29 protein-coding genes and 1 riboswitch are annotated in these 22,601 nt (G+C 31.9%); of the genes, 24 read left to right on the top strand and 5 right to left on the bottom strand.

Annotated elements, in window-relative coordinates; genetic code table 11:
* The first annotated feature begins 1 nt into the window (after position 1).
* The 4 genes from LQ677_RS03235 to LQ677_RS03220 all read left to right on the top strand — a co-directional run bounded on the left by LQ677_RS03235 (position 2) and on the right by LQ677_RS03220 (position 3,749).
* Complete coding sequence (locus LQ677_RS03235; protein ID WP_191836556.1) at positions 2 to 511, top strand: GrpB family protein; 510 nt, start codon at positions 2 to 4, stop codon at positions 509 to 511.
* A 12-nt stretch (positions 512 to 523) separates the two neighbouring features.
* Positions 524 to 1,027, top strand: coding sequence for a GNAT family N-acetyltransferase (locus tag LQ677_RS03230; RefSeq protein WP_191836557.1), 504 nt, complete (start codon positions 524 to 526; stop codon positions 1,025 to 1,027).
* A gap of 442 nt (positions 1,028 to 1,469) precedes the next feature.
* Entirely contained in the window at positions 1,470 to 3,098 is a 1,629-nt protein-coding gene (locus LQ677_RS03225) for a peptide ABC transporter substrate-binding protein (RefSeq protein WP_191836558.1), read from the top strand.
* A 150-nt stretch (positions 3,099 to 3,248) separates the two neighbouring features.
* Positions 3,249 to 3,749: a GNAT family N-acetyltransferase gene (locus LQ677_RS03220; protein WP_103361536.1), complete on the top strand. Its 501-nt coding sequence runs from the start codon at positions 3,249 to 3,251 to the stop codon at positions 3,747 to 3,749.
* Here the strand turns inward: LQ677_RS03220 and LQ677_RS03215 are convergent.
* Positions 3,746 to 4,147 carry an NUDIX hydrolase gene (locus tag LQ677_RS03215; RefSeq protein WP_025904352.1) on the bottom strand — a complete coding sequence of 134 codons (402 nt, stop codon included), beginning with the start codon at positions 4,145 to 4,147 and terminating at the stop codon, positions 3,746 to 3,748. The genes LQ677_RS03220 and LQ677_RS03215 overlap by 4 nt on opposite strands.
* Before the next feature lie 142 nt (positions 4,148 to 4,289).
* Between LQ677_RS03215 and LQ677_RS03210 the strand changes: the two genes are divergently transcribed.
* The 5 genes from LQ677_RS03210 to LQ677_RS03190 all read left to right on the top strand — a co-directional run bounded on the left by LQ677_RS03210 (position 4,290) and on the right by LQ677_RS03190 (position 9,493).
* Complete coding sequence (locus tag LQ677_RS03210) at positions 4,290 to 4,979, top strand: MBL fold metallo-hydrolase (protein WP_196308012.1); 690 nt, start codon at positions 4,290 to 4,292, stop codon at positions 4,977 to 4,979.
* 74 nt (positions 4,980 to 5,053) lie between these two features.
* The gene (locus tag LQ677_RS03205; protein WP_191836559.1) at positions 5,054 to 5,590 is read left to right on the top strand and encodes a hypothetical protein; all 537 of its coding nucleotides are present in this window, start codon (positions 5,054 to 5,056) and stop codon (positions 5,588 to 5,590) included.
* Positions 5,591 to 5,755: 165 nt separating this feature from the next.
* Positions 5,756 to 6,916: a DUF4352 domain-containing protein gene (locus LQ677_RS03200; protein ID WP_191836560.1), complete on the top strand. Its 1,161-nt coding sequence runs from the start codon at positions 5,756 to 5,758 to the stop codon at positions 6,914 to 6,916.
* A gap of 47 nt (positions 6,917 to 6,963) precedes the next feature.
* Positions 6,964 to 7,896, top strand: a complete 933-nt coding sequence (locus LQ677_RS03195) for a nucleoside hydrolase (RefSeq protein ID WP_025904356.1) — start codon at positions 6,964 to 6,966, stop codon at positions 7,894 to 7,896.
* Positions 7,897 to 8,092: 196 nt separating this feature from the next.
* Positions 8,093 to 9,493 (top strand): MFS transporter, encoded by a 1,401-nt coding sequence (locus tag LQ677_RS03190; protein ID WP_037588804.1) that lies wholly within the window; start codon positions 8,093 to 8,095, stop codon positions 9,491 to 9,493.
* Between the two features lie 58 nt (positions 9,494 to 9,551).
* Here the strand turns inward: LQ677_RS03190 and LQ677_RS03185 are convergent, their stop codons facing one another.
* Positions 9,552 to 9,968 carry an organic hydroperoxide resistance protein gene (locus tag LQ677_RS03185; RefSeq protein WP_025904358.1) on the bottom strand — a complete coding sequence of 139 codons (417 nt, stop codon included), beginning with the start codon at positions 9,966 to 9,968 and terminating at the stop codon, positions 9,552 to 9,554.
* A 139-nt stretch (positions 9,969 to 10,107) separates the two neighbouring features.
* Between LQ677_RS03185 and LQ677_RS03180 the strand changes: the two genes are divergently transcribed.
* Both LQ677_RS03180 and LQ677_RS03175 read left to right on the top strand, forming a co-directional pair.
* Entirely contained in the window at positions 10,108 to 11,070 is a 963-nt protein-coding gene (locus LQ677_RS03180) for a DMT family transporter (protein ID WP_196308010.1), read from the top strand.
* 86 nt (positions 11,071 to 11,156) lie between these two features.
* Positions 11,157 to 11,339 carry a CsbD family protein gene (locus LQ677_RS03175; RefSeq protein ID WP_037588806.1) on the top strand — a complete coding sequence of 61 codons (183 nt, stop codon included), beginning with the start codon at positions 11,157 to 11,159 and terminating at the stop codon, positions 11,337 to 11,339.
* A gap of 69 nt (positions 11,340 to 11,408) precedes the next feature.
* Here LQ677_RS03175 and LQ677_RS03170 read toward each other — a convergent pair whose 3' ends face one another.
* Complete coding sequence (locus LQ677_RS03170) at positions 11,409 to 12,203, bottom strand: DUF4352 domain-containing protein (RefSeq protein ID WP_126476607.1); 795 nt, start codon at positions 12,201 to 12,203, stop codon at positions 11,409 to 11,411.
* 271 nt (positions 12,204 to 12,474) lie between these two features.
* Here LQ677_RS03170 and LQ677_RS03165 point away from each other — a divergent pair, with 271 nt between their 5' ends.
* The 3 genes from LQ677_RS03165 to LQ677_RS03155 all read left to right on the top strand — a co-directional run bounded on the left by LQ677_RS03165 (position 12,475) and on the right by LQ677_RS03155 (position 14,406).
* Positions 12,475 to 12,888 carry a universal stress protein gene (locus tag LQ677_RS03165; RefSeq protein ID WP_025904362.1) on the top strand — a complete coding sequence of 138 codons (414 nt, stop codon included), beginning with the start codon at positions 12,475 to 12,477 and terminating at the stop codon, positions 12,886 to 12,888.
* A gap of 112 nt (positions 12,889 to 13,000) precedes the next feature.
* Complete coding sequence (aroD, locus tag LQ677_RS03160; RefSeq protein ID WP_191836564.1) at positions 13,001 to 13,738, top strand: type I 3-dehydroquinate dehydratase; 738 nt, start codon at positions 13,001 to 13,003, stop codon at positions 13,736 to 13,738.
* Positions 13,739 to 13,866: 128 nt separating this feature from the next.
* A complete protein-coding gene (locus LQ677_RS03155; RefSeq protein ID WP_191836565.1) occupies positions 13,867 to 14,406 on the top strand; it encodes a nitroreductase family protein in 540 nt (179 codons plus the stop codon).
* A 51-nt stretch (positions 14,407 to 14,457) separates the two neighbouring features.
* On the opposite strand, the gene LQ677_RS03150 is transcribed toward LQ677_RS03155, so the two are convergent.
* A complete protein-coding gene (locus tag LQ677_RS03150; protein ID WP_037588811.1) occupies positions 14,458 to 14,778 on the bottom strand; it encodes a thioredoxin family protein in 321 nt (106 codons plus the stop codon).
* A gap of 141 nt (positions 14,779 to 14,919) precedes the next feature.
* On the opposite strand from LQ677_RS03150, the gene LQ677_RS03145 reads away from it, so the two are divergent.
* From LQ677_RS03145 to LQ677_RS03105, 9 genes are all read left to right on the top strand, one after another.
* Positions 14,920 to 15,273, top strand: a complete 354-nt coding sequence (locus tag LQ677_RS03145) for an arsenate reductase family protein (protein ID WP_025904366.1) — start codon at positions 14,920 to 14,922, stop codon at positions 15,271 to 15,273.
* A 67-nt stretch (positions 15,274 to 15,340) separates the two neighbouring features.
* Positions 15,341 to 15,721: a glycine cleavage system protein GcvH gene (gene gcvH / locus LQ677_RS03140; protein WP_025904367.1), complete on the top strand. Its 381-nt coding sequence runs from the start codon at positions 15,341 to 15,343 to the stop codon at positions 15,719 to 15,721.
* Between the two features lie 103 nt (positions 15,722 to 15,824).
* On the top strand, positions 15,825 to 16,229 hold the full coding sequence (locus tag LQ677_RS03135) for a toprim domain-containing protein (protein WP_025904368.1): 405 nt from the start codon (positions 15,825 to 15,827) through the stop codon (positions 16,227 to 16,229).
* Entirely contained in the window at positions 16,186 to 16,509 is a 324-nt protein-coding gene (locus LQ677_RS03130) for a thioredoxin family protein (RefSeq protein WP_025904369.1), read from the top strand. The genes LQ677_RS03135 and LQ677_RS03130 overlap by 44 nt, the downstream gene beginning before the upstream one ends.
* A 29-nt stretch (positions 16,510 to 16,538) precedes the next feature.
* Positions 16,539 to 16,645: riboswitch (SAM riboswitch) on the top strand.
* Positions 16,646 to 16,721: 76 nt separating this feature from the next.
* On the top strand, positions 16,722 to 17,747 hold the full coding sequence (locus LQ677_RS03125) for a methionine ABC transporter ATP-binding protein (protein ID WP_037588812.1): 1,026 nt from the start codon (positions 16,722 to 16,724) through the stop codon (positions 17,745 to 17,747).
* Positions 17,740 to 18,435 carry a methionine ABC transporter permease gene (locus LQ677_RS03120; protein ID WP_025904371.1) on the top strand — a complete coding sequence of 232 codons (696 nt, stop codon included), beginning with the start codon at positions 17,740 to 17,742 and terminating at the stop codon, positions 18,433 to 18,435. Before LQ677_RS03125 ends, LQ677_RS03120 begins: the two co-directional genes overlap by 8 nt.
* A 12-nt stretch (positions 18,436 to 18,447) precedes the next feature.
* The gene (locus LQ677_RS03115) at positions 18,448 to 19,269 is read left to right on the top strand and encodes a MetQ/NlpA family ABC transporter substrate-binding protein (protein ID WP_037588813.1); all 822 of its coding nucleotides are present in this window, start codon (positions 18,448 to 18,450) and stop codon (positions 19,267 to 19,269) included.
* A 158-nt stretch (positions 19,270 to 19,427) separates the two neighbouring features.
* A complete protein-coding gene (locus LQ677_RS03110) occupies positions 19,428 to 20,258 on the top strand; it encodes an N-acyl homoserine lactonase family protein (RefSeq protein WP_191836566.1) in 831 nt (276 codons plus the stop codon).
* A 124-nt stretch (positions 20,259 to 20,382) separates the two neighbouring features.
* Positions 20,383 to 20,988 carry a short chain dehydrogenase gene (locus LQ677_RS03105; protein ID WP_037588815.1) on the top strand — a complete coding sequence of 202 codons (606 nt, stop codon included), beginning with the start codon at positions 20,383 to 20,385 and terminating at the stop codon, positions 20,986 to 20,988.
* A 225-nt stretch (positions 20,989 to 21,213) separates the two neighbouring features.
* On the opposite strand, the gene LQ677_RS03100 is transcribed toward LQ677_RS03105, so the two are convergent.
* The gene (locus LQ677_RS03100) at positions 21,214 to 21,447 is read right to left on the bottom strand and encodes a hypothetical protein (RefSeq protein ID WP_025904374.1); all 234 of its coding nucleotides are present in this window, start codon (positions 21,445 to 21,447) and stop codon (positions 21,214 to 21,216) included.
* A 339-nt stretch (positions 21,448 to 21,786) separates the two neighbouring features.
* On the opposite strand from LQ677_RS03100, the gene sufC reads away from it, so the two are divergent.
* Positions 21,787 to 22,566, top strand: coding sequence for a Fe-S cluster assembly ATPase SufC (gene sufC / locus LQ677_RS03095; protein ID WP_025904375.1), 780 nt, complete (start codon positions 21,787 to 21,789; stop codon positions 22,564 to 22,566).
* The last annotated feature ends 35 nt before the right edge of the window (positions 22,567 to 22,601 follow it).

Here is a 22,601-nt window from a genome sequence, read left to right as displayed (position 1 = left end):
GATGGAAGTAAGGTTGAGTGATTTTAATAAAGATTGGAGAAATATGTATTTAGAAGAATGTAGAATAATTAAATCTATATTAGAAGATGAAGTTATTAGGTTTGAACACTTTGGTAGTACATCAATTGAAGGTATGAAAGCAAAACCAGTTATAGATATGATGGTAATTGTAAATAATATAGAAAAAATTGATTTATTTGATGATGAGTTTTTGAGTAGAGGTTACGATTTGGCTGGAGAATGGGGAATAAAAGGAAGAAGACTCATTCGAAAGGGAGGAATTAATCGAACACATCATATACATATTTATGAACAAAGTAACCCTGAAATAGACAGACATTTAATATTACGAGATTATCTAAGAGAAAATAGAGAAATGGCTATAGAATATAGTAACTATAAAGCAAAATTAGCTGAAGAATATAATGAAACAGCTAGTTATAGTAAAGCAAAAAAATCATATGTTAAAAATTTAGAACAACAAGCAATCAGGTGGTATAAAGGAAAATAAAGGAGTGGTGGGATGGAAGTAAGGTTACTAAATAAAAATGATGTAAATGCATTTAGAAGTCTTAGGTTACTAAGTTTGCAGACAGATCCATCTGCATTTGCGTCTTTATATGATATTGAAATAAACTATCCAGTTAATAAATTTGAACAGCGATTAGAATGTAGTGATACAAAATTTACAATAGGTGGTTTTGAAGATGATAACCTAGTTTGTGTAGCTACTTTTTATAGAGAAGCGGTTAAGAAGATGCATCATAAAGGAAATTTAGTGGCGATGTATTGTCATCCTGATTATCGAGGTACAGGTATTGCTGAGAAAGTAGTCAATAAATTGATTATTGAAGCATCCAAGTTAACAGGTTTAAAATATATTGATTTAAGTGTCCTTTCTAATAATCAACGCGCAGTAGAATTTTATAATAAAGTCGGATTTGACAAATATGCTACTGAACCTAATGCAATATTAGATGGAAAAGATTATTATGATGAAGACATGATGAGATATGAAATAGAGTGAAGAGAATGGATCGAGAAATATGGACCGATAAAAAAATTTACCGGTCCAGAAATGAGAAATATAGACGGATAAAATAAATTACCGGTCCAGAAATAAGAAATATGGACCGATACGAAAAATTATCGGTCCAGAAATGAAAAATATGGACCGATAAAAATAATTATCGGTCCAGAAACGAGATTACCAGTCCGATAAAAAAATAGCGACCCGAAAACGGGATTACCAGGTCGATAAAATAATTTATCGGCCCGAAAATTGTAAAAAGCTGAATTGTCCATAAGACGATTCAGCTTTTTTCATTTTCTCCGCTTCTACACACTACGTAACAGTTCGTTATTGTTGCTATATTAAATTAATCGAACATAATCAATTGAATATTCAAAATATTATGATAGAATAAACACAATTAAACATTATCAAACAAGAAAAGGGGATTGATTTGATGAAAAATATTTATAAAGTGGGGATTTATGTATTAGTGTTAGCGTTATTTTTAGCTGGTTGTAGTAGTGGCGGGGATAGTGATGGTGCGAGTGGTGATTCAAAGGATACGCTACGTTTAATTGCACCGTCTGATTTAACGACATTAGATTCTAGTTTGGCTGTTGAAGCTGGTGCTTTTGAAGTAATGAATGCGACACAAGAGGGGTTATATCGTTTGGACAAAGATGATAAAGCAGAACCAGCAATCGCAACTGGTGATCCTAAAAAATCAAATGATGGGAAGACTTGGACATTTAATTTAAGAAAAGACGCGAAATGGTCTAATGGAGATCCTATTACTGCGCATGATTTCGTTTATTCATGGAGAAGGGTTGTAGATCCAAAGACGGCATCAGAATATGCATACATCATGTATGATATTAAAAATGCTGAAGCGATTAACAAAAGTGAGAAAAAACCTGAAGAATTAGGTGTGAAAGCAATTGATGACCATACTTTACAGTTAACGCTCAATCAAGAGTTACCTTATTATAAAGAGCTATTAACGTTTGGAACATTCATGCCATTGAATGAAAAGTTTGTTAAAAAGCAAGGCAGTAAGTATGGAACGACTGTTGATAAGACGTTATATAGTGGACCGTTTGTAATGAAGAGTTGGAAAGTTGAAGATAATTACTCGCTTAAGAAAAACAAACATTATTGGGATAAAGATCATGTCTCACTTAAAGGCATTAATTATAGAGTCATTAAAGACGAACAAACGGCACTCAATTTATATAATAATGATAAAGTGGATACAACAGAATTAAGTTCTCAAAACGTCGAATCTAACAAAGATAAAGAAGGCTTTGATACGAATTTAGAATCTGCTACTTATTATATTCAAATTAATACGCAAACGAATAAAGACTTACAAAATAAAGATTTACGTGCTGCGCTCGCTCAAGCAATCGATAAAAAATCTTACGTAGAACATAATTTAAATGATGGTTCGAAACCGATAGATACATTTACACCTGAAAAAGTATTTACTAATGAGAAAAAAGAAGATTATAACAAGTTAGTCAATGCACCTTATACGTATGATGTTAAACAAGCACAAGCTTCATTGAAAAAAGCTAAAAAAGCATTAGGTAAAGATAAAATAGATATAGAATTTTTAACATTTGATCAAGATAATGCTAAAAAAGATGCAGAGTATTTTAAAGAACAAGTTGAAAAACATTTACCTGGTGTAACAATGTCGATTAAACAACAACCGAACAAACAGAAAATAGCACTGACTAAAAAAGGTGATTATGATGTAGCAATTACAGGTTGGGGACCAGATTATCCAGATCCAATGACGTTTTTAGATTTATTCCATAGTGAAACAACTAAAGGTGAAACGGGATATAGTAACCCTGAATACGACAAAATTATCAACGAAGGTAAATCTTCATTACTTCAAGATCCAGACAAGAGATGGAAAGAACTCGCTAGAGGAGAAGAAATGTTATTGAATGATGCAATGGTTATCCCGCTTTATCAAAAAGGTAAAGCAAGATTAACAAAAAAAGAAGTTCACGGTCGTATCATTCATTACGTAGGTACGAAAGAGTACAAACATGTAAAATTAGATAGATAATTTATATATTGCTAGGGCATGATTCAATGTCCTAGCACTTTATTTTTTTATAAAGTTGAGTATTCTTATAAGAATAGTTTTGTATAGTTTGAAAATTATGATAAGATATTCCCAATCATTAAATTACATATCATCATTGGAGGATTTTAAATGGATTACTATACTAGGGATTTGAAACGATCAGATATAGAAGATATTCATGCATATAATGCTTTACCTGAAGTGAGTCAATATCAAGCATGGGAGCCGCAAACATATGAAGAAACAGAAGCATTTGTTGAGATGTTATTAAATCGAGATGAGAACTGGATGTACAACGTCATAGTAGATGCAGAACATGATAAAGTCATTGGCGCAGTGCAATTAGTATGTGATACGAAAAATAAAAGTGGAGAACTTGGTTATATCATTCATCCTGATTATTGGGGTAACGGCATCGCAACGGATATTGGTAGAACGATTATTAAATATGGTTTTAAAGTATTGAAACTTAATAGAATTTGGGCATCAACAGATATTCGTAATACAGCATCTGAAATTGTACTACAAAAGCTAGGTATGAAACATGAAGCCATCTTAAGACAAGATATTAAGCTTAAAGATGGCTACAGAGATTCATTGATTTATAGTATTTTAAAAGAAGAATATTAAAATGAAACAACAAAAGGTTCAGTACGATTTAAACAGTACTCGAACCTTTCTTTGAATGTTTGTCGAGTAACCATATTCATAACTTCATCATAAGTAAAAAAGCCTACCTCTAAACTTTCGTCACTTGTTTGAAGTGTGCCACCTGTATAACGCGCTAAAAATAACGTGTTGACGATAGAACTTTTCGTATTTTGGAAAATACCACAAAATCTTATAATTTCGATATCAGCACCAGATTCTTCTTTAACTTCGCGAATTGCCGCATCATATAAAGGTTCGCCCAATTCAACTTGACCTCCAGGCATTTCCCAGCCACGTTTAGGACCTTTTATGAGTAATATTTTATCTTCGTCATTTAAGACAATACAAGCAGCTGAAACAATATGTTTTGGAACCATAAGTAACCTCCTGTGAAAATTAGATTCTATTTAATCAAAAGTCGTACAAATAATATTTTATGATTAAATGACTAAAATGTCATATAATTACCTTAAATGTATATAAATATACGTCATTTTATAAAGGAGAACTTTTATGCCTATTAAAGTAGAACAGTTAAATATAAATTTTGATTATGAAGGAGATAACTACGAAATACATCCTACACTTATCATCCAAGATGAAGAATTGACACTCGTTGATACAGGTTATACAGGTTTCATGGATAAGATTGAACGAGAAATTAAGCGATTAAATTACAATATAGAAAATTTGAAAAATATTATTATTACACATTATGATGATGACCACATCGGTGCGTTAAAAGCTTTTAAAGATAAATATCCTAATACACAAATTATAAGTAGCTTTGTAGAAGCTAAATATATAGGTGGACATGCTAAATCAGAAAGATTGATTCAAGCTGAAGATTTGTTAAATGAAATGTCAGAAGATGAAAAACCATATGGTGAAGAATTTGTTAATATGCTAAAGGAATTAGAGCATGTCGATGTTGATGTAGAAGTTACAAATGGGGCGCTCATATTAAATAATGAAGTGGAAGTTATTGCGACACCAGGACATACGTCAGGGCATATTTCTTTATATATACAATCAGTCAATAGCGTCATTACTGGAGATGCTGCTGTGAAAGAAGGAGAGACTTTAAACGTAGCAAATCCTGAATATAGTATGAATTTAGAAGACGCAGAAAATTCCTTAAAGAAAATTAAAGATTTAAATGCTGAGAAATATTATTGTTTCCACGGCGGATTGTTAGAGAAAGCTTGAAGATTATAAATCTATGATTTACACCTATACAAATGGGTATAATTTAGGACAAGGTTATATTGTGAGGTGAGCGCATGATTAATATTATTCAAGCGATTGGTTCTATAGGGACCTTTATTATGGCGATTCTATATTTTATATCCGTCATGATTCAAATTCGCCAAATTAAAATATCATTTATACCTTATTTATCTTTTGATCAGATTATATTGGAGAAGAAACAAAGTGGTATTAAAGTGATGAATTTAACTTCGTCTGATCATGAATATTTAAATACGGCTTTTAAGCTATTAAATTTAGGCGGCGGTTCTGCTAAAAATATTGAAGTCGTCTTAAAGTTAAATGGCGATGAAGTGATACAACGTAAACATATTAATATTTTACCTAATAATCAATTCTATTTAATTCCTCTTAACCAAAAAGTCTTTAATGAATTTAAGAAGACAATCGACAATCACTATTTTGAAACGAATATGACAATTGAGTTGAAGTATGATGGTCAAGTTTCTAAAAAACGATCTTCCAATGAATATAGAATATCCATCGATGATTTTGTGAATATGGATGATAAAGATTTATATGAAATAACTTTTGAAAAATTAGAAAAATAAAGGTATTACATAAACAGGTTTTGAATTTATTTTTTAACCTGTTTTTTTAAGTGAAGCCATATATAAATAGGTCAATTATAGTTAATAATTATTTGATTTTGTACTATTATTTTGAATAATTCATGCTATGATGAAATTATTAATCATTTGTAGAGGAGAGAAAAAATGAGTAGTCTACTTTTTGCGTTATTATGGGTTGTTATTTCGATTGCCTTTATAACGACTTTGATTATTACAGTCGTTAAATATGCTAAAGAAAAACAGTATAGTAGCTATTTAGTGAGCACAATTTTACTATTTGTAATTGGTGTGATTAGTTTTGTATGTATATTTGTCAGTCTGTCATTCGATAAAGAATATTCATATAAACAATTATTTAAGGAAGATAAGCCTAAAGCTGTTAAACATGTTTCCGACACACCTAAAAAAGAATTAAAAAATATCAAACTAGGTGATAAAATTATTGTTGATGGTCTAGAAGTGACCGTTACGAAAGCAGAAGTTGTTCAACCTGATGACGGTTATTCTTATTCACAAAATGGCAAAATTCTTAAAGTCACTTATAAGTTCAAAAATTTAGAAAAAGATAAAAAATTAATCGATAATTCTAATTTTCAACTAACTATTGGTGGAGCGGTACAACCGCAATTTAATGGTATGAAAGATAATAAAGGTGGATTCCAACATCAACTTGATAAAGATGACAGCAAATCAAGTTATTTATACTATGATGTAGCGGACGCTGATAAATATGATGTTAAAATGAATTATGAAACTTCTAAGAAAACGTATAATGCTAATTGGCGTATAAATGATAAGGATATTAAAGATAATACGCCTAAAGAGAATCCAACTGAAGAAATCAATTCGACTCAAGAAGCGCCAACTTATGAGCAAAGAACGGTTCAACAACCTAACAATAACGCGGATGAAGAGAAGAAAAAAGCTGAAGCTGAGAAAAAACGTAAACAAGAAGAAGCGGATAAAGAGGCTAAAGAAAAAGCAGATAAAGAAGCAGCAGAGAAGAAAGCTGAAGAAGAAAAGGCAGCTAAAGAGGAAGAAGAAAAACGTCAAGAAGAAGCGGATAAAAAAGCTGAAGAAGCTGAACAAAAACAACAAGAAGCTGACGAAAAAGCAGCAGCAGAGCAGAAAAAACGTGATGAACAAGCAGCAGCTGAACGTGAAAAACAACAGCAACAACAAAGAGATCAAGAGGCACAAAGAGAGAAAGATCGTGCAGCTCAAGATGCAGCACAAAAAGCAAAAGAAAGATCAACAGAGCAAAGACAATCTCAAAATAATTCAAATGAACAAAAAGAACGTTAGTTAATCAAATGAACAATTTATGCGTAACATAAGAAAGAGGTAACCAAATGACGACTGTATATTTCAACCATGATGGTGGCGTAGATGATTTAATTTCATTATTTTTATTATTACAAATGGAAGATGTTAATTTGATAGGTGTAAGTGCAATTGGTGCAGATAGCTATGTAGAACCGGCAACAAACGCTTCTTGTAAAATCATTAATCGATTTTCATCACAAAAACTAAATGTCGCAGCTTCGAAAGAAAGAGGGAAAAATCCATTTCCTAAAGATTGGAGAATGCATGCCTTCTTTGTAGATGCGATGCCAATGTTAAATGAAGATGTTGAAGTAAATTCTACAATTTCTGAAAAAGAAGCATATGAAGATATCATTGAAAAGGTAATGAATAGTTCTGAAAAGGTAACAATGCTGTTTACGGGACCGTTAACAGATTTAGCTAAAAGTTTGAAAGTTGAACCAAGAATTGAAAGTCGTATTGAAAGAGTTGTATGGATGGGTGGTACATTGTTGAATAAAGGTAATGTTGAAGAACCTGAACATGATGGTACAGCTGAATGGAATGCTTTTTGGGATCCAGAAGCAGTAAAGACTGTTTTTGATACGCAATTACCGATTGATATTGTAGCATTAGAAAGCACGAATAAAGTACCTTTAACACCAGACGTACGTAAACGATGGGCGAATGAAAGACAATATGAAGGTGTTGATTTCTTAGGTATATGTTATGCGCTTGTGCCTCCATTAACGCATTTTGTAACAAATTCAACTTATTTCTTATGGGATGTATTAACAACAGCTTATGTTGGGAAACCTGAACTCGTTAAGAAAGAATCACATAAAGTATCTGTCATTACAGATGGACCTAGTCAAGGTAGAACATTCAAAAGTGATGAAGGAAGAATGATTAATATCATTAATGATGTTGATAGAGATGGATTCTTTGATTACATGACAGATTTAGCTAAAAAAATATAACAAATAAGCACTTCATTCAGTGTCGTTAGGATAAAATAGCGAGCTGAATGAAGTTTTTTTATGAAAAAATTAAAATTTTAAATTGCATAATGATAGGGCTCAACACTGTTCAACTCATAAAATAGTGAATTTTCTGATTAAAACCATTTTATTAGGTTATATGATTATATAGACAAAATGGGGAGTGTTTATAATTATGAAATTTAAAAGAAAGAACGTTAATGTTGTCGACGCCAGTAAAACGAAAAAAACGGTCGTTGCAACAGGTATTGGTAATGCGATTGAGTGGTTTGACTTCGGTCTATACGCTCAACTAGCCGTCATTATCAGTATGAATTTCTTTGGTAATATGCCAAAAGAAATTCAGCTTGCATCAACATTTGCGGTATTTGCTTTTGCATTTATAGTAAGACCGATTGGTGGTATATTCTTTAGTCATTTAGGAGATAAACATGGTCGTAAAGTTGTCCTTTCAACTACAATTATTATGATGGCTTTATCTACACTTGCTTTAGGACTATTACCGACACAACACCAAATCGGTATTTGGGCACCAATTTTATTATTAATTATTAGAATGATTCAATCATTCTCTACTGGTGGTGAGTATGCCGGTGCAATGACTTATATTGCAGAAATTTCACCAGATAAGACGAGAGGTAGACTTGGTAGCGGACTTGAAATTGGTACTTTATCAGGTAGTATTTTAGCCGCTGCATTAGTAGGTATTATGTATGCTCTATTGAGTGATGATCAAATGGCAGCTTGGGGCTGGAGAATCCCATTCATTATAGCTGCACCACTTGGTATTATAGGTGTCTATTTGAGAAATAATTTGGATGAAAGTCCAGCTTATGAAACAACACTTGAAGAGCAAGAAGAGCTTGAATACTCTTATAAAGATATCTTCAGAAAATATTGGAGAGATATCATTGTTTGTTTCGCAGGTGTAGCTTTCTTAAACGTTGCTAATTACATGGTATTATCATATATGCCGTCATTTTTAAATGGCACTTTAGATTTAGGTGGTACGATGAGTAGTATATTGAGTACGTTAACGATGGCAGCAATGATACCAGCAGTATTCTTCTTTGGTTGGTACAGTGATAAAGTTGGAAATAAAAATACCATTTTATTTGGATTAATAGGATTTAGTTTATTCTCAGTATTAGCCTTCTGGTTAATGAGTATTCCTTCAATACCGATTGTTATTTTAGGACTATTTATCATTGCACTGTTTATGTCTACATTTGAAGGCGTTATGCCATCTGTATTACCAAGTATTTTCTATACAAAAGTGAGATTAAGAACATTATCACTTGTTTACAATATTGGCGCAGCGATATTTGGTGGTTTAACACCATTTATTTTAACAACGTTAGTCGAAACAACTGGTCAAAAAATTGCACCATCTTATTATTTAACATTGATTAATGTCGTTGGACTTGTCATTTTCTTATTTATGTTTAAGACAACGTCTAATAAATCATTAAGAGGATCATATCCTAATGTTGATAATAAAGAAGACTTACAAGAAGTTTATGAAAATCCGAAAGATGCATTATGGTGGAATCACGAAGAACCAAATAAATCATAAAAAAATAAGGACTGAGACAAAATTTGTCTCAGTCCTTATTTATGTGACTTATATTCAATTAAACAGCTTCTACTTCTAAATTCACGTCAATATTTCCACGTGTTGCTTTAGAGTATGGGCAGAAATCATGCGCTGCTTTTAAATATTTCTCTGCGTCTTCTTGAGATACGTTTTTTACTTTAGCGGCAATATCTACTTCTAATTTAGGACTTTCAGCATTTTCGTCATCTACTAAACGAACTGTTAACGTAACTTCTGGTTCAGCATCACGAACTTTGTTTTGTTTTAAAATTAAATCAAAAGCACCGTTGAAGCATGAAGCGTAGCCTGCTGCGAAAAGTTGTTCTGGATTAGTGGCATTACCATCTGCTTGTTGTGGTGGTAATACATCTACATCGATTGCTTTATCGTCAGTGTAAACATGACCTTTACGTCCACCTGTGTTTGTAGCTTTTGTTTCATAATGAGTTGCCATAAAAAAATACCTCCTTTAAAGTATATTATCTATTTACCCGTATATTGTTTTTTAAATCATTTATAAATTATAAATTTTCATATATAAATTGTCGGAAATATGAAATAATATACATTATCAAAATAAGAGAGGTCACAACATGAAAGCAATATTAATAGGTGTCTTGGCAGCTTTATTTTTTGCAGTTACATTTGTCGTTAATCATATGATGGCTAATGATGGTGGAAGTTGGTATTTTAGTTCCTCTTTACGTTTTATTTTTATGCTGCCATTTTTATATTTGTTTGTACTCATCAAAGGTAGAACAAAGTTTGTTTTAAAGCATATTCAACAAGAGAAAAAGGCTTGGTTCATATGGAGTGCAGTTGGGTTTGTATTATTTTATGTACCGATAACTTTTTCAGCAGAGTATAGCCCAGGGTGGTTGATTTCAGGTACTTGGCAAATAACAATTATTTGCGGTATGATTCTCGCGCCATTATTTGTAGAAACAGTTGTTATAAATGGTAAAGAAACAATCGTTAGACATAAAATTCCATGGCGTTCATTATTGATTTCAAGCATTATGTTTATCGGTATTATCATTATCCAAATTCCTCAAGCAAGTGAAATTAAAATGAATTTATTTTTATTAGGTTTCTTACCGATTTTAATTGCAGCCTTTAGTTATCCTTTAGGAAATAGAAAAATGATGCAAGTTGTGAACGGTGAGCTCGGTACAATTGAACGTGTATTTGGTATGACGTTAGTCACATTGCCTATTTGGGTAGTCATTTTTATTGTTGGTGTACTTAAAGAAGGATTACCTTCTTCTAGTCAAGTTGTACAAGCATTTATCGTCGCACTATTTTCGGGCATCATCGCAACAATTCTATTTTTCTATGCTACAAATATTGTGAATGATAACCAAGAACAATTAGCAGCCGTTGAAGCGACGCAATCTTTGGAAGTTGTATTTGCCATTATTGGTGAAATGATTCTCCTAGGCTTACCGTTACCAAATGGTTTAAGTATGGTAGGTGTAGCACTCATTATAATAGGTATGTGTATATATAGTTTTATCGATCATATATCTATTGGTAAAATTTTCAAAAAATCATGAAGTGAGATGTTTAAAAATCCTTTTACAGGGTAAAACATATATGAATGGTCAATCATTCAATAAAGTTTAATGAAGGGTGATATAAAATGGCAGACGAAAGCAAATTCGAACAAGCAAAAGGTAATATTAAAGAAACAGTTGGTAATGCAACAGATAACAAAGACTTAGAAACTGAAGGTAAAAAAGATAAAGCTTCAGGTAAAGCTAAAGAAGCAGTAGAAAATGTTAAAGATAAAGCGAACGAAGTAATCGATAAATTTAAGAAATAATACATTTTCTAATTTATTTAAAGCATAAGAAAAGCCATTAGACACGTTGACTGTCTAATGGCTTTTTATTTACTTTACATCGTCTTTATCGATTTCCCATTTCATTTTGTAACGTTTATCAGATGAACGTAATTGTAATTGTACGTCATATTGATCCGCTTCAGGAACATCGTAGTATACATAACCAGTATCAGATTCTCCAGGTTTTAGACTGAATGAGAATCCATCATTTTTGTCATTCATACCATAGTATTTTGAAACTCTGCTTCCATCAGCAGTAACACCGAAGTTAGCATCTCCAACGATTAAGCTAGAGTTATTAATATTTTCAAGTTTGTAGTTAACTTTTAATATTTTATCTTTTAAAGGTTTAGTTCCGTCAGATGGTGGAGTAACAAATTCTGCTCTTTCAACTGTAATCTTTGTACCGATTGCACTAATCCCGTTACCAACTGATGTTTGTCTATCGATGATAGATGAATCATTATCATCTTCATCTGTTTTTTCTTCAGTTGTAGATTCTTCAGTAGTAGACTCTTCAGTCGTTTCTTCCTCAGTAGACTCCTCAGTTGTTTCTTCTTCTGTTGAGTTTTCTTCAGTAGAATTATCTTCAGTTTTGTTTGTGAACTCATCGATTTGGTCTTTAATTGGACCAGCAGCGCATGCACCTAAAATAACAGCTAAAATAATGAATATAACTAAACATCCACCACAGCCGAATAACCAAGGTTTCATACTAGAGCCATTGCCGTCTCCCGATTGTTGTTGCTGATTGTTACCATTTGTTTCGTTAAATGGATTATTTTGTTGTTCTGAGGTGTTCTGATTAAAAGGATTCTGATCTGATTGATTAGAATTAGCCATAATATTTCCCCCTTATTCATTACTTTATTTTAATAAAAAATTATTGTTTCCACTTAATCGAAATTCTTGTGTGAAAGTTTTCAACTATTGATAAACAATTGTGTTATTTATTAATTATTTTTAGTTTATAGTAAACTGGGAAATAAATCTAGGCTTATTATTAAATTTATAAAAAATTTATAGTACTTTAATATTTAATGATTTTGTAGAATATGAATGTTTGTAAATTTTATGCAAAAGGGGGTAATATAGTAATAAAGGAGTGATAAATATGTATAAAAATATTTTGTTTGGCATTGATACAGAAATGAAAAATCAAAAGGTTTTAGAACAAATTAATCACCTCGTAGGAGAAGGTTCTCAGGTTACATTACTGAATGTTGTCGCTGATAAAGACCTTCAAGCTTCAGTAAGAATGGGTGTTCATTTAGATGAAATTCAAGAAAAACGCCAAGAAGCTATGAAACATGTCTTAGATTATTTCCATGAACAAAACATTCAATATAAAATTGAATTTGCGAAAGGGAATCCTAAAACAGAATTAGTGCATAGAGCAAATAGTGGTGATTTTGATATCGTTGTGTTGAGTAATAGAAAAGCAGAAGACACAGATAAAATGGTATTAGGAAGTGTCAGCCATAAAGTCGCTAAAAGAGCTAAAATTCCTGTATTAATTGTGAAGTAGTAAGCACACATTGATTTAAGTAATAGATTTCTTGAATCATCATGCATCGTTTCATAGAAAAAAGTCCTCGACTCATGTAAAATGAAAATAGAAGCATATTGGAGGAATGACTATGACTGATGGACAAAAGAAAGCGTTTCCGTATATCGTTGCAACGATTTCATTAGAAACTCAAGATGATATTGAAAAAACAGTGCAAGAACTCAATGCTCATAAGGATTCAATAGATATTGTTGAATTTAGAGCAGATACTTTAAAAAATACTTCAATTGAAAACATTAATGAAACATTAGAGAAATTTAAAAGTGCATATTATGATGCGCCAATTCTGTTCACTTATCGTTCAGTAGGGCAAGGTGGTCATGGTGACTTTGATCATGAAACTTATTACAAAATCATGCAAGATATTATATGTAACAAAAAAGCTGAATACGTCGATATTCAACTCGATACGTATGAAGATAATCTTATGAATTGCATTACGAAAGCTCAGCATAATGATGTGAAAATTATTATTTCACATCATGACTTTAAATCAACACCTGACGTTGAAGAAATGTTTGTCACATATGAGAAAATGGCAGAGTTAGGTGCAGATATTGGTAAATTAGCTGTGATGCCACAGAACGAACGTCATTTATTATCGATGTTAAATGCTATGAATAGAGCTTTTCATAAGTTAGATATTGATGTAATTGGTATATCTATGGGTGAACTAGGTAAGATGACAAGAATAACTGGTGGTATGTTTGGATCTAAATTTACTTATGGTTTCGTAGGTAAAGAAGCGGCACCAGGTCAAATTCATGTTAAAGATATTAAAGAACAGTTAGCTTTATATCAAAATTAATCACATTATTAAGCATAATAATGATGAAGCGAGTGTAGAAATCTTCAGGATAATTCTAGATTTCTATCTCGCTTCTTTATTTTATGATACAATTGATAATAATTATCAATGAATTAGGAGTGTAAATAATGGAATTAAAGAAAGCGATTGAAGAAAGAAGAAGCGTCAAAAAATATGATTATGATATGTATATAGACGAAGAAAAAGTATTTTCTTTAGTTGATTTAGCAACATACGCACCAAACCATGGTATGAGAGAACCTTGGAGACTTGTGTATATCAATAAAAAACAAATTCCTGAATTTGCAGAAGAAGTAGCACAATCAGCATTTGTTAACGATCCAGCTAAACAAGAAAAATATATCAATAAAGTGACTAAAGTTGGTGGCATGTTTGTCATCTTGTCAAAAAGAGACTCAAGACAAAAAGAAAATCTTGAAAATCAAATGGCAATTGGCGCATTTGTACAGAATTTAATGTTATTGATGCATGATGAGGGAATGGGTTCATGTTGGAAAACACCTGCATTTATATTTAATCCATCATTTAGAAAAACAGTCGGCGCTCAGGATGATGAAGATGTATGTGGATTTTTATATTTAACTGAAAAAGATTCAAGTGTAAAAGCGGCCGAAAGAAAAAATAGATCATTAATCACTGAGTGGTAATAACGAAACCCACAACTGAGTTCTTATACTCAATTGTGGGTTTTAATATGATTATTTTAAGTTCTCAGCTAAGAACGCTTTAACATCTTCTGGTGTTTTTGCGTTTGCTGAATGTAAGTGTGCAAGTTTTTCGTTGTTTTTAAATACTAATAAACTTGGGATACCCATTACATCATTTTCAGTTGCTGCTTCAGGAACTTGGTCACGATTGATTTGATACCAATTGTATTGATTGTATTCATCGATGATTGGATCAATCCATTGATTCATTCTTGTGCAATCTGGACACCAGTCTGCGAAGAATTTAACGACAACTGGTTCATCGCTTTGTGTAATTTCTTCAAATTCAGCATATTGACTTATTGTTCTCATATTTATTCTGCTCCTTAGAAATAATGATTATAAGGTAAGTATATCTTATTTCTAATATTTAAAAAAATATTTAACTCATTACTACATGTTCTGTACTAATATTGTTATAATAAAATTAAATAGACATATGGAGGTAAAGACATGATAAAATTTTATCAATATCCTAATTGTACAACTTGTAAAAAAGCAGCAAAGTTCTTAGAAATGAACGGTGCCAGTTTTGAACCGATTGATATTACTCAATTAACACCAACAGCTAAAGAATTAAAAGATATCATTGATGGGACAGACATAAATGTTAATCAATTATTTAATACTCGAGGCGCTAAATATCGCGAATTGGGATTAAAAGATAAAATGGATGATTTATCAGACAACGAAAAGTTTGATTTATTAGCATCTGATGGCATGTTAATTAAAAGACCTTTAGCCGTTTTAGGAAATAAAGTGACACTTGGATTTAAAGAAGACGAATATCGTCAAACTTGGTTATAAAAATAGTTGCTTGAATAATGGCTTTATGTCATGATTATAATTGAATTACATATAGGAGGGGATTACTTTGACAGTGCCTAGTGAGTTAAAATATTCAAAAGAACATGAATGGGTAAAAGTAGATGGAGATATCGTAACAATCGGTATTACTGATTTTGCTCAATCAGAATTAGGGGACATCGTGTTTGTTGAGTTGCCAGAAGAAGGTGACGAATTAACTAGTGGAGATTCATTCGGTAGTGTAGAATCTGTTAAAACAGTTTCTGAACTATATGCACCACTATCTGGTAAAGTCGTTGAAGTAAACGAAGAACTAGAAGACAGCCCTGAGTTTGTTAATGAATCATCATATGATAAAGCTTGGATGGTCAAAGTTGAACTATCTGATAAAGCTCAATTAGATGAATTATTAGATGCAGACGCTTATAGCGAAATGATAGGTGAATAACATAACATTAAACTCCACGATACTGATGTGTCATGGAGTTTTTTTGAAATATTTATCATGAAACTGAACAGTAATACTATCTCATTTGTAGAAGGTGATATTCATGGCGATGATTAAAAAGATTATAATCGTAGAAGGTATTTCTGATAAAAAACGAGTGGAAGAAGTATTAAATGATCATGTTCATATCATTTGTACCCATGGAACGATGGGTGTCGAAAAAATGGATGAGCTACTAGAAGAGATATACGGTTCTCAAGTATATGTCTTAGTAGATCAAGATAAGGAAGGTAAGAAAATTAGAAAATGGTTTAAGAAATATGCGAGTGAAAGCCAGCATATTTATATTGATTCTACATTTTCTGAAGTAGCGCGCTGTCCAAGACAATATTTAGCGAATGTGTTAAACTATCATGGATTTATAGTTAAGAATGATTTTGTATTGAAAGGGAAGTATCGTTACCATGAAACACACAGAAATATTGAACGATATATACAAGCATTTTGATAAAGATATCCATTTATTATTTGGATATACGCCAACATGTGGAACGTGCAAAATATCAGAACGCATGTTAGATATTGCAAACGAAGTATCACAATTACCTATTAATAAGTGTGACTTAAATTTTTATCCAGAATTCTGTAAAGAATTTGAAATCATGTCAGTACCCGTACTTTTTATCATGCATAAAGATCAAGTTATCCGTCGAATCTATGCCTTTCAGTCTGTTCCGTATATATTAGAGAATATTCAAAAAGTTATTGACGATAAAAACTTATCATGATAGTATGAATTTAATTAAATACGTAATAACTCTTATCAAGAGTGGTGGAGGGATGTGCCCTTTGAAGCCCGGCAACCGTCATATAAATATGAAATGGTGCCAATTCACAAAAAGTGTTAACTTTTGGAGATGAGAGAAAGACAAATTTTTGACGCCTTTCTCTTATTTTAAGAGTGAGGCGTTTTTAATTTAGAGATTAGGAGGCAACAGATTTGATCGAGTTAAATAAAGTTGTTAAAACTTTCAAAACAAAAAAAGGTGACATAACAGCTGTTGACCATGTTGACTTAAAAATAGATAAAGGAAGTATATATGGTGTAATTGGATTTTCTGGTGCAGGTAAAAGTACACTTATACGTATGTTTAACGGCCTAGAAACACCTACTGAGGGAGAGGTAATTGTTGACGGTGCGAACATCGGACAATTATCGAAGCAAGACCTTAGATTGAAAAGACAAAAAGTAAGCATGATTTTCCAACATTTCAACTTACTTTGGTCTAGAACAGTTAAAGATAACATCGCATTTCCATTAGAAATCGCTGGTGTATCTAAAAGTGAAATTAATGAGAGAACAAAAGCACTCATTAAAAGAGTTGGTTTAGAAGGACGCGAAAATGCCTATCCTTCACAACTATCAGGAGGGCAAAAACAAAGAGTAGGTATTGCCCGTGCACTAGCTAATGACCCGCATGTCTTATTATGTGACGAAGCAACAAGTGCACTCGATCCGCAAACTACTGATGAAATATTAGATTTATTAGTAGATATTAATAAAGAACTGGATTTAACAATCATACTGATTACACATGAAATGCATGTCATTAGAAAAATTTGTGATCATGTAGCAGTCATGGAGAACGGTAAGTTTGTTGAAGAGGGTGAAGTTATTAACGTATTTAATAACCCTCAAACATATGTTACACAACGATTTGTTAAAGATGATCTTAAAGCAGATGATTTACAAAGAACTTTACAAGACTTTAAGAAAGAACAACCAAATGGTGAAATTTGGAAGTTAAACTTCGTTGGTGGAACAAGTTCTGATCCAGTATTAGCGAAAATTATAAAAACTTATAATATCGATATTAATGTTATCGAAGGTGACGTTAAATTAACTCAAAACGGTACATTTGGACATATGATCGTTCATTTACCTCAAGGAGATTATTCTAAAGAAGCAATTAAGCAAGAATTGAATAATCTAGGCGTGAAAGTAGAGGTGAACGTAGGTGAATAAATCATTTGGAGATATCATAACAGAAATGGTCACGATGCCTAACGTACGATGGGATGCTGTATGGGAAGCATTGTATGAAACGTTATATATGACGATTATTTCTACAGTATTTACTTTAGTATTTGGATTAATCTTAGGAACTTTACTATTTTTAACATCAAGAGGAACATCTAAAAGTTCACGTGTGTTCTATTCAATCGTTTCATTTGTCGTGAACCTATTTAGAGCTATTCCATTTATCATTTTAATATTATTATTACTACCTTTTACGGACATCTTACTAGGTACAATTAGTGGACCTAAAGGCGCTTTACCAGCATTGATTATTGGTGCATCACCATTTTATGCACGACTTGTTGAAATCGGCATGAAAGAAATTGATAAAGGTGTTATTGAAGCGGCAGTTTCAATGGGTGCTACTACTTGGACAGTCGTTCGAAAAGTATTAATAAAAGAATCATTACCTGCTTTAGTATCGGGAATCACAGTTACAGCTATTGCTTTAGTTGGATCAACTGCTATAGCCGGTGTAATTGGTGCAGGTGGTTTAGGTAACTTAGCTTACCTAACTGGATTTACACGAAATCAAAATGACGTCATTTTAATTTCAACAATCTTTATTTTAATTATTGTTTTTGTTATCCAATTTATTGGAGATTTAATTGTAAAAAGAATTGATAAACGTTAAGGAGTGTTTTAAATGAAAAAAGTATTTGGGTTATTATTTATTTCAATTTTAACAGTCGTGCTAGTAGCTTGTGGTGGCGGTAGTGGCGACAAGAAAGAAAAGAATGAAACAATTAAAATTGGTGCATCACCAGCACCTCATGCTGAAATTTTAGAAGAAGCTAAACCACTTCTTAAAAAAGAAGGTTATGACTTAGAAATCAAGACAATCAATGATTACACAACACCTAACAAATTATTAGATAAAGGTGAACTTGATGCAAACTTCTTCCAACATACACCATACTTAAAAACTGAATCAAAAGAAAAAGGATATAAAATTGAATCAGCTGGTAACGTACATTTAGAGCCAATGGCAGTTTACTCTAAAAAATACAAAAAATTATCTGACTTACCAAAAAATGCAACAGTTTATGTATCAAACAATCCAGCAGAAGAAGGTAGATTCATCTCATTCTTCGTTAAAGAAGGATTAATCAAAATCAAAGACGGTGTTAAACCAGTTGACGCAACATTTGATGACATCGTAGAAAACAAGAAAAACATTAAATTCAACAATAAACAATCAGCAGAATTTTTACCTAAATCTTATCAAGCAGACGAAGGTGATGCTACAATCATCAACTCTAACTTTGCAATCGAACAAGGATTAAATCCACTTAAAGATTCAATTGCAGTAGAAGGAAAAGATTCACCATACGCAAACCTAATTGCAGTTCAAAAAGGTCATAAAGATGACAAACAAATTAAAGCTTTAATGAAAGTCTTACAATCTAAAGAAATTAAAGACTTCATCAACAAGAAATACGACGGAGCTGTAATCGCAGCTAAGTAAGAAATTTAAAAAACATCTAGCCATATGGTTAGATGTTTTTTGTATTTATGAGTAGAAAAACTCTTTGAGAAAAATTACTTATAGTAACTACATGGTATTAGCTGTAAACCTAACTTTAATAATATAATGTGATATATTTGATATATAAACGTGAGGTGATGAAATTGGTAAATGATATAAAAATTCATGTTCTACACACTGGAACTGTTATTGTAGATGAAGCTTTACCTTTTAGTACTTCTAGTAGAAATCCTATTGCTTGGACTGGTTTATTTAGGAATAAAAAGCACCAAATTTCTTTACCAGTATCTGTTTATTTAATTGAACATCCTAAAGGGTTAGTTTTAATTGATACAGGTTGGCATACTGACAATAGAGTTAATCAAAAGAAAAATCTTTTATTTCAGTATCCTGTGAATAAAGCTTCTCTTCCAAAAGGTCAAGCTGTTCATGAACAATTAAGAAACTTAGGTTATGAAATTGATGATATTGATTATGTGCTCATGAGTCACATGCATTGCGATCATGCGGATGGTTTAAGACATGTAAAAAATGCTAAAAAAATATTACTGAGTGAACCTGAAAATGAAGCGATTAAATCGGATAAAATGCATTACCTTCCTCATGAATGGAAAGATGTAGATTTATCTACTTTTAAATTAAGTTACACAAATATAGGTCCTAAAGGATATTCATTTGATTTATTCGGAGATGGCACGTTACAAATGGTATGGTGTCCTGGACATAGTAAAGGGTTATGTGCAACGTTGGTGAAAAAAGAGGGACAAGATAAATTTGTACTTTTAGCATCTGATGTTGGATATGCAAATAGATCATGGGAAAGAAATATTTTACCCGGAGTTTTAGTTAATAGAAAAGATGCTCAAGAATCTTTAAATTGGGTTAAGTATATTTCAGAAGATAAAAACTGTATAAAAGCAATAGCCAATCATGATGATAATACTGAACCACAAACTATAATTTTATAAGACATTACATCTAGCCATAAGGTTAGATGTTTTTTTGTATTATTACTCATCTTTGGGCATTATGTTTGTGTGTGCTTTCATTTATAGTTAAAATTTATTTAATTAAATGAAAAGGTGGTAAATTATGAAGATTATATTAGTTGGTGCTAATGGTACTATTGGTTCAGCAGTGGCAGAAGAACTTTCGTCAAACGGACATGAAGTTGTGAAAGTTGGACGTAACTCAGGTGACTATCAAATGGATATGTCGAATGTAGAAGATATTAAATTAATGTTTGAACAAATTCAAAATGTAGATGCAGTTGTTTCTACTGCAGGTGCAGCGAATTTTGATGATTTATCTGACTTAACACCTGAATCAAATGAAGTTGCTGTTACGAGTAAATTACTTGGACAAATCAACTTAGTACTAATCGGACAACATTATATTAATGATGGCGGAAGTTTCACTTTAACAACTGGTGTGATTATGGACGAACCAATTAAAGGTGGCGTATCATCAGCTATGGCTGGTGGTGGTATTCAAGCATTTGTGAAATCAGCTGCATATGAATTAAAACGCGATTTAAGAATTAATAATGTAAGTCCAAATGTAATTGAAGAAGCACTCGAAGATTATGGTGATTTCTTTAAAGGTTATCAAGCAGTCCCAGCTAAAAAAGCCGCTAAAGCATACTTGAAAAGTGTAGAAGGTATTCATTCCGGTCAAACATACCGAGTTTATGAATAATATTTAATAAAAAGCAGTCGATCTCCCTTTGTAAACGGAGAGTCGACTGCTTTTTGTTTTAGTAGAGATGAAAATATGGTCAAGATGCACGAAGACTGGTAGATATCGTGCGCCAGGGTACAAAATAAGGGCATAACGCACGAAGACTGGTAGATATCGTGCGCCAGGGTACAAAATTAGGGCATAACGCACGAAGACTGAGAGATATCGTGCGATAATCAATTCTTAAATATATCCGTTAAAGAAATAAATGATGAGCATAAATACGGCGATGGCATATAAAATGATACCGACAAATCTGTAATTTCTAACGTTGAATGTAGCGATTGTAACAATTGTAGCAGCTGTTAATAATGTGTTTAAGAGACTACTTAAATTAATAACATTGACTAAATTTAATAAAAGTATAAATGCACATATTGCACTTATAACGAATGCAAATTGTTCATAGCGTTTCATGTAATTTTCCTTTCATAAACTGCATATTTATTTATCATCATTATAGTATATATTGGATAGAAAGGCATTCGGAAGACGTTGAAATAGAATATTTATAAATTGAGAATTAATTGAAATGATTATCATTTGAAAAACATTTCAGAAAAATAGTTTATATGAGCAGTTTCTTCTATATAAATAAAGCGAAAATGTTTATTTGCCCGTGTAACTACGTTATAATATTAAGGGTAAAGATTCACAGCAAACTTTGACGTTACATTAAAATTATTATAAACTAGAAAAGATAATGTAGGGTTATCTTTTTTAAATGTGAATAAATTCTCTGGAGGGAAAAATAATATGGCATCAATATTAGAAATCAAAGATTTACACGTAGAAATCGAAGGTAAGAAAATTCTTAAAGGTGTAGATTTAACTATTAAACAAGGTGAAATCCACGCAATCATGGGACCTAACGGTACTGGTAAATCAACTTTATCATCTGCAATCATGGGCCATCCTAGTTATGAAGTAACACAAGGTGAAGTACTTCTTGATGGTGAAAATGTATTAGAAATGGAAGTTGACGAGCGTGCGCAAGCTGGTTTATTCCTAGCTATGCAATACCCATCAGAAATTTCTGGTGTAACAAATGCTGATTTCTTACGTTCTGCAATTAATGCTAAACGTGAAGAAGGCGATGAAATTAACTTAATGCAATTCATTAAGAAATTAGATAAACAAATGGATCTATTAGAAATGGACCAAGATATGGCTCAAAGATACCTAAACGAAGGTTTCTCTGGCGGTGAGAAGAAACGTAACGAAATTCTTCAATTAATGATGTTAGAACCTAAATTTGCAATTTTAGATGAAATTGACTCAGGTTTAGATATTGACGCATTAAAAGTTGTATCAAAAGGTATTAACAAAATGCGTGGAGAAGACTTTGGTTGTTTAATTATTACTCACTATCAAAGATTATTAAACTATATTACACCTGACTTTGTACACGTTATGATGCAAGGTAGAGTTGTTAAATCAGGTGGCGAAGAATTAGCAAAACGTCTTGAAGCAGAAGGTTACGAGTGGATTAAAGAAGAACTTAACATTAAAGACGAAACAATTAACGCTGAATAATATATGATCATGATAGTCAAGTAGGAGGAGTATAA

It is taken from the genome of Mammaliicoccus sp. Q-M61 (genome assembly GCF_022386055.1).
GTDB lineage: Bacteria > Bacillota > Bacilli > Staphylococcales > Staphylococcaceae > Mammaliicoccus > Mammaliicoccus sciuri_A.
The sequence above is the reverse complement of the archived record's forward strand: the minus strand, read 5'-3'. Positions and strand labels throughout refer to the sequence as shown.

What these genes read in the sequence shown, in the direction of transcription:
- LQ677_RS03235 (WP_191836556.1), top strand. Translation starts at nt 2, where the DNA reads ATGGAAGTAAGGTTGAGTGATTTTAATAAAGATTGGAGAAATATGTAT.
- LQ677_RS03230 (WP_191836557.1), top strand. Translation starts at nt 524, where the DNA reads ATGGAAGTAAGGTTACTAAATAAAAATGATGTAAATGCATTTAGAAGT.
- LQ677_RS03225 (WP_191836558.1), top strand. Translation starts at nt 1,470, where the DNA reads ATGAAAAATATTTATAAAGTGGGGATTTATGTATTAGTGTTAGCGTTA.
- LQ677_RS03220 (WP_103361536.1), top strand. Translation starts at nt 3,249, where the DNA reads ATGGATTACTATACTAGGGATTTGAAACGATCAGATATAGAAGATATT.
- LQ677_RS03215 (WP_025904352.1), bottom strand. Translation starts at nt 4,147, where the DNA reads ATGGTTCCAAAACATATTGTTTCAGCTGCTTGTATTGTCTTAAATGAC.
- LQ677_RS03205 (WP_191836559.1), top strand. Translation starts at nt 5,054, where the DNA reads ATGATTAATATTATTCAAGCGATTGGTTCTATAGGGACCTTTATTATG.
- LQ677_RS03200 (WP_191836560.1), top strand. Translation starts at nt 5,756, where the DNA reads ATGAGTAGTCTACTTTTTGCGTTATTATGGGTTGTTATTTCGATTGCC.
- LQ677_RS03195 (WP_025904356.1), top strand. Translation starts at nt 6,964, where the DNA reads ATGACGACTGTATATTTCAACCATGATGGTGGCGTAGATGATTTAATT.
- LQ677_RS03190 (WP_037588804.1), top strand. Translation starts at nt 8,093, where the DNA reads ATGAAATTTAAAAGAAAGAACGTTAATGTTGTCGACGCCAGTAAAACG.
- LQ677_RS03185 (WP_025904358.1), bottom strand. Translation starts at nt 9,968, where the DNA reads ATGGCAACTCATTATGAAACAAAAGCTACAAACACAGGTGGACGTAAA.
- LQ677_RS03180 (WP_196308010.1), top strand. Translation starts at nt 10,108, where the DNA reads ATGAAAGCAATATTAATAGGTGTCTTGGCAGCTTTATTTTTTGCAGTT.
- LQ677_RS03175 (WP_037588806.1), top strand. Translation starts at nt 11,157, where the DNA reads ATGGCAGACGAAAGCAAATTCGAACAAGCAAAAGGTAATATTAAAGAA.
- LQ677_RS03170 (WP_126476607.1), bottom strand. Translation starts at nt 12,203, where the DNA reads ATGGCTAATTCTAATCAATCAGATCAGAATCCTTTTAATCAGAACACC.
- LQ677_RS03165 (WP_025904362.1), top strand. Translation starts at nt 12,475, where the DNA reads ATGTATAAAAATATTTTGTTTGGCATTGATACAGAAATGAAAAATCAA.
- aroD (WP_191836564.1), top strand. Translation starts at nt 13,001, where the DNA reads ATGACTGATGGACAAAAGAAAGCGTTTCCGTATATCGTTGCAACGATT.
- LQ677_RS03155 (WP_191836565.1), top strand. Translation starts at nt 13,867, where the DNA reads ATGGAATTAAAGAAAGCGATTGAAGAAAGAAGAAGCGTCAAAAAATAT.
- LQ677_RS03150 (WP_037588811.1), bottom strand. Translation starts at nt 14,778, where the DNA reads ATGAGAACAATAAGTCAATATGCTGAATTTGAAGAAATTACACAAAGC.
- LQ677_RS03145 (WP_025904366.1), top strand. Translation starts at nt 14,920, where the DNA reads ATGATAAAATTTTATCAATATCCTAATTGTACAACTTGTAAAAAAGCA.
- LQ677_RS03135 (WP_025904368.1), top strand. Translation starts at nt 15,825, where the DNA reads ATGGCGATGATTAAAAAGATTATAATCGTAGAAGGTATTTCTGATAAA.
- LQ677_RS03130 (WP_025904369.1), top strand. Translation starts at nt 16,186, where the DNA reads ATGAAACACACAGAAATATTGAACGATATATACAAGCATTTTGATAAA.
- LQ677_RS03115 (WP_037588813.1), top strand. Translation starts at nt 18,448, where the DNA reads ATGAAAAAAGTATTTGGGTTATTATTTATTTCAATTTTAACAGTCGTG.
- LQ677_RS03110 (WP_191836566.1), top strand. Translation starts at nt 19,428, where the DNA reads ATGAAATTGGTAAATGATATAAAAATTCATGTTCTACACACTGGAACT.
- LQ677_RS03105 (WP_037588815.1), top strand. Translation starts at nt 20,383, where the DNA reads ATGAAGATTATATTAGTTGGTGCTAATGGTACTATTGGTTCAGCAGTG.
- LQ677_RS03100 (WP_025904374.1), bottom strand. Translation starts at nt 21,447, where the DNA reads ATGAAACGCTATGAACAATTTGCATTCGTTATAAGTGCAATATGTGCA.
- sufC (WP_025904375.1), top strand. Translation starts at nt 21,787, where the DNA reads ATGGCATCAATATTAGAAATCAAAGATTTACACGTAGAAATCGAAGGT.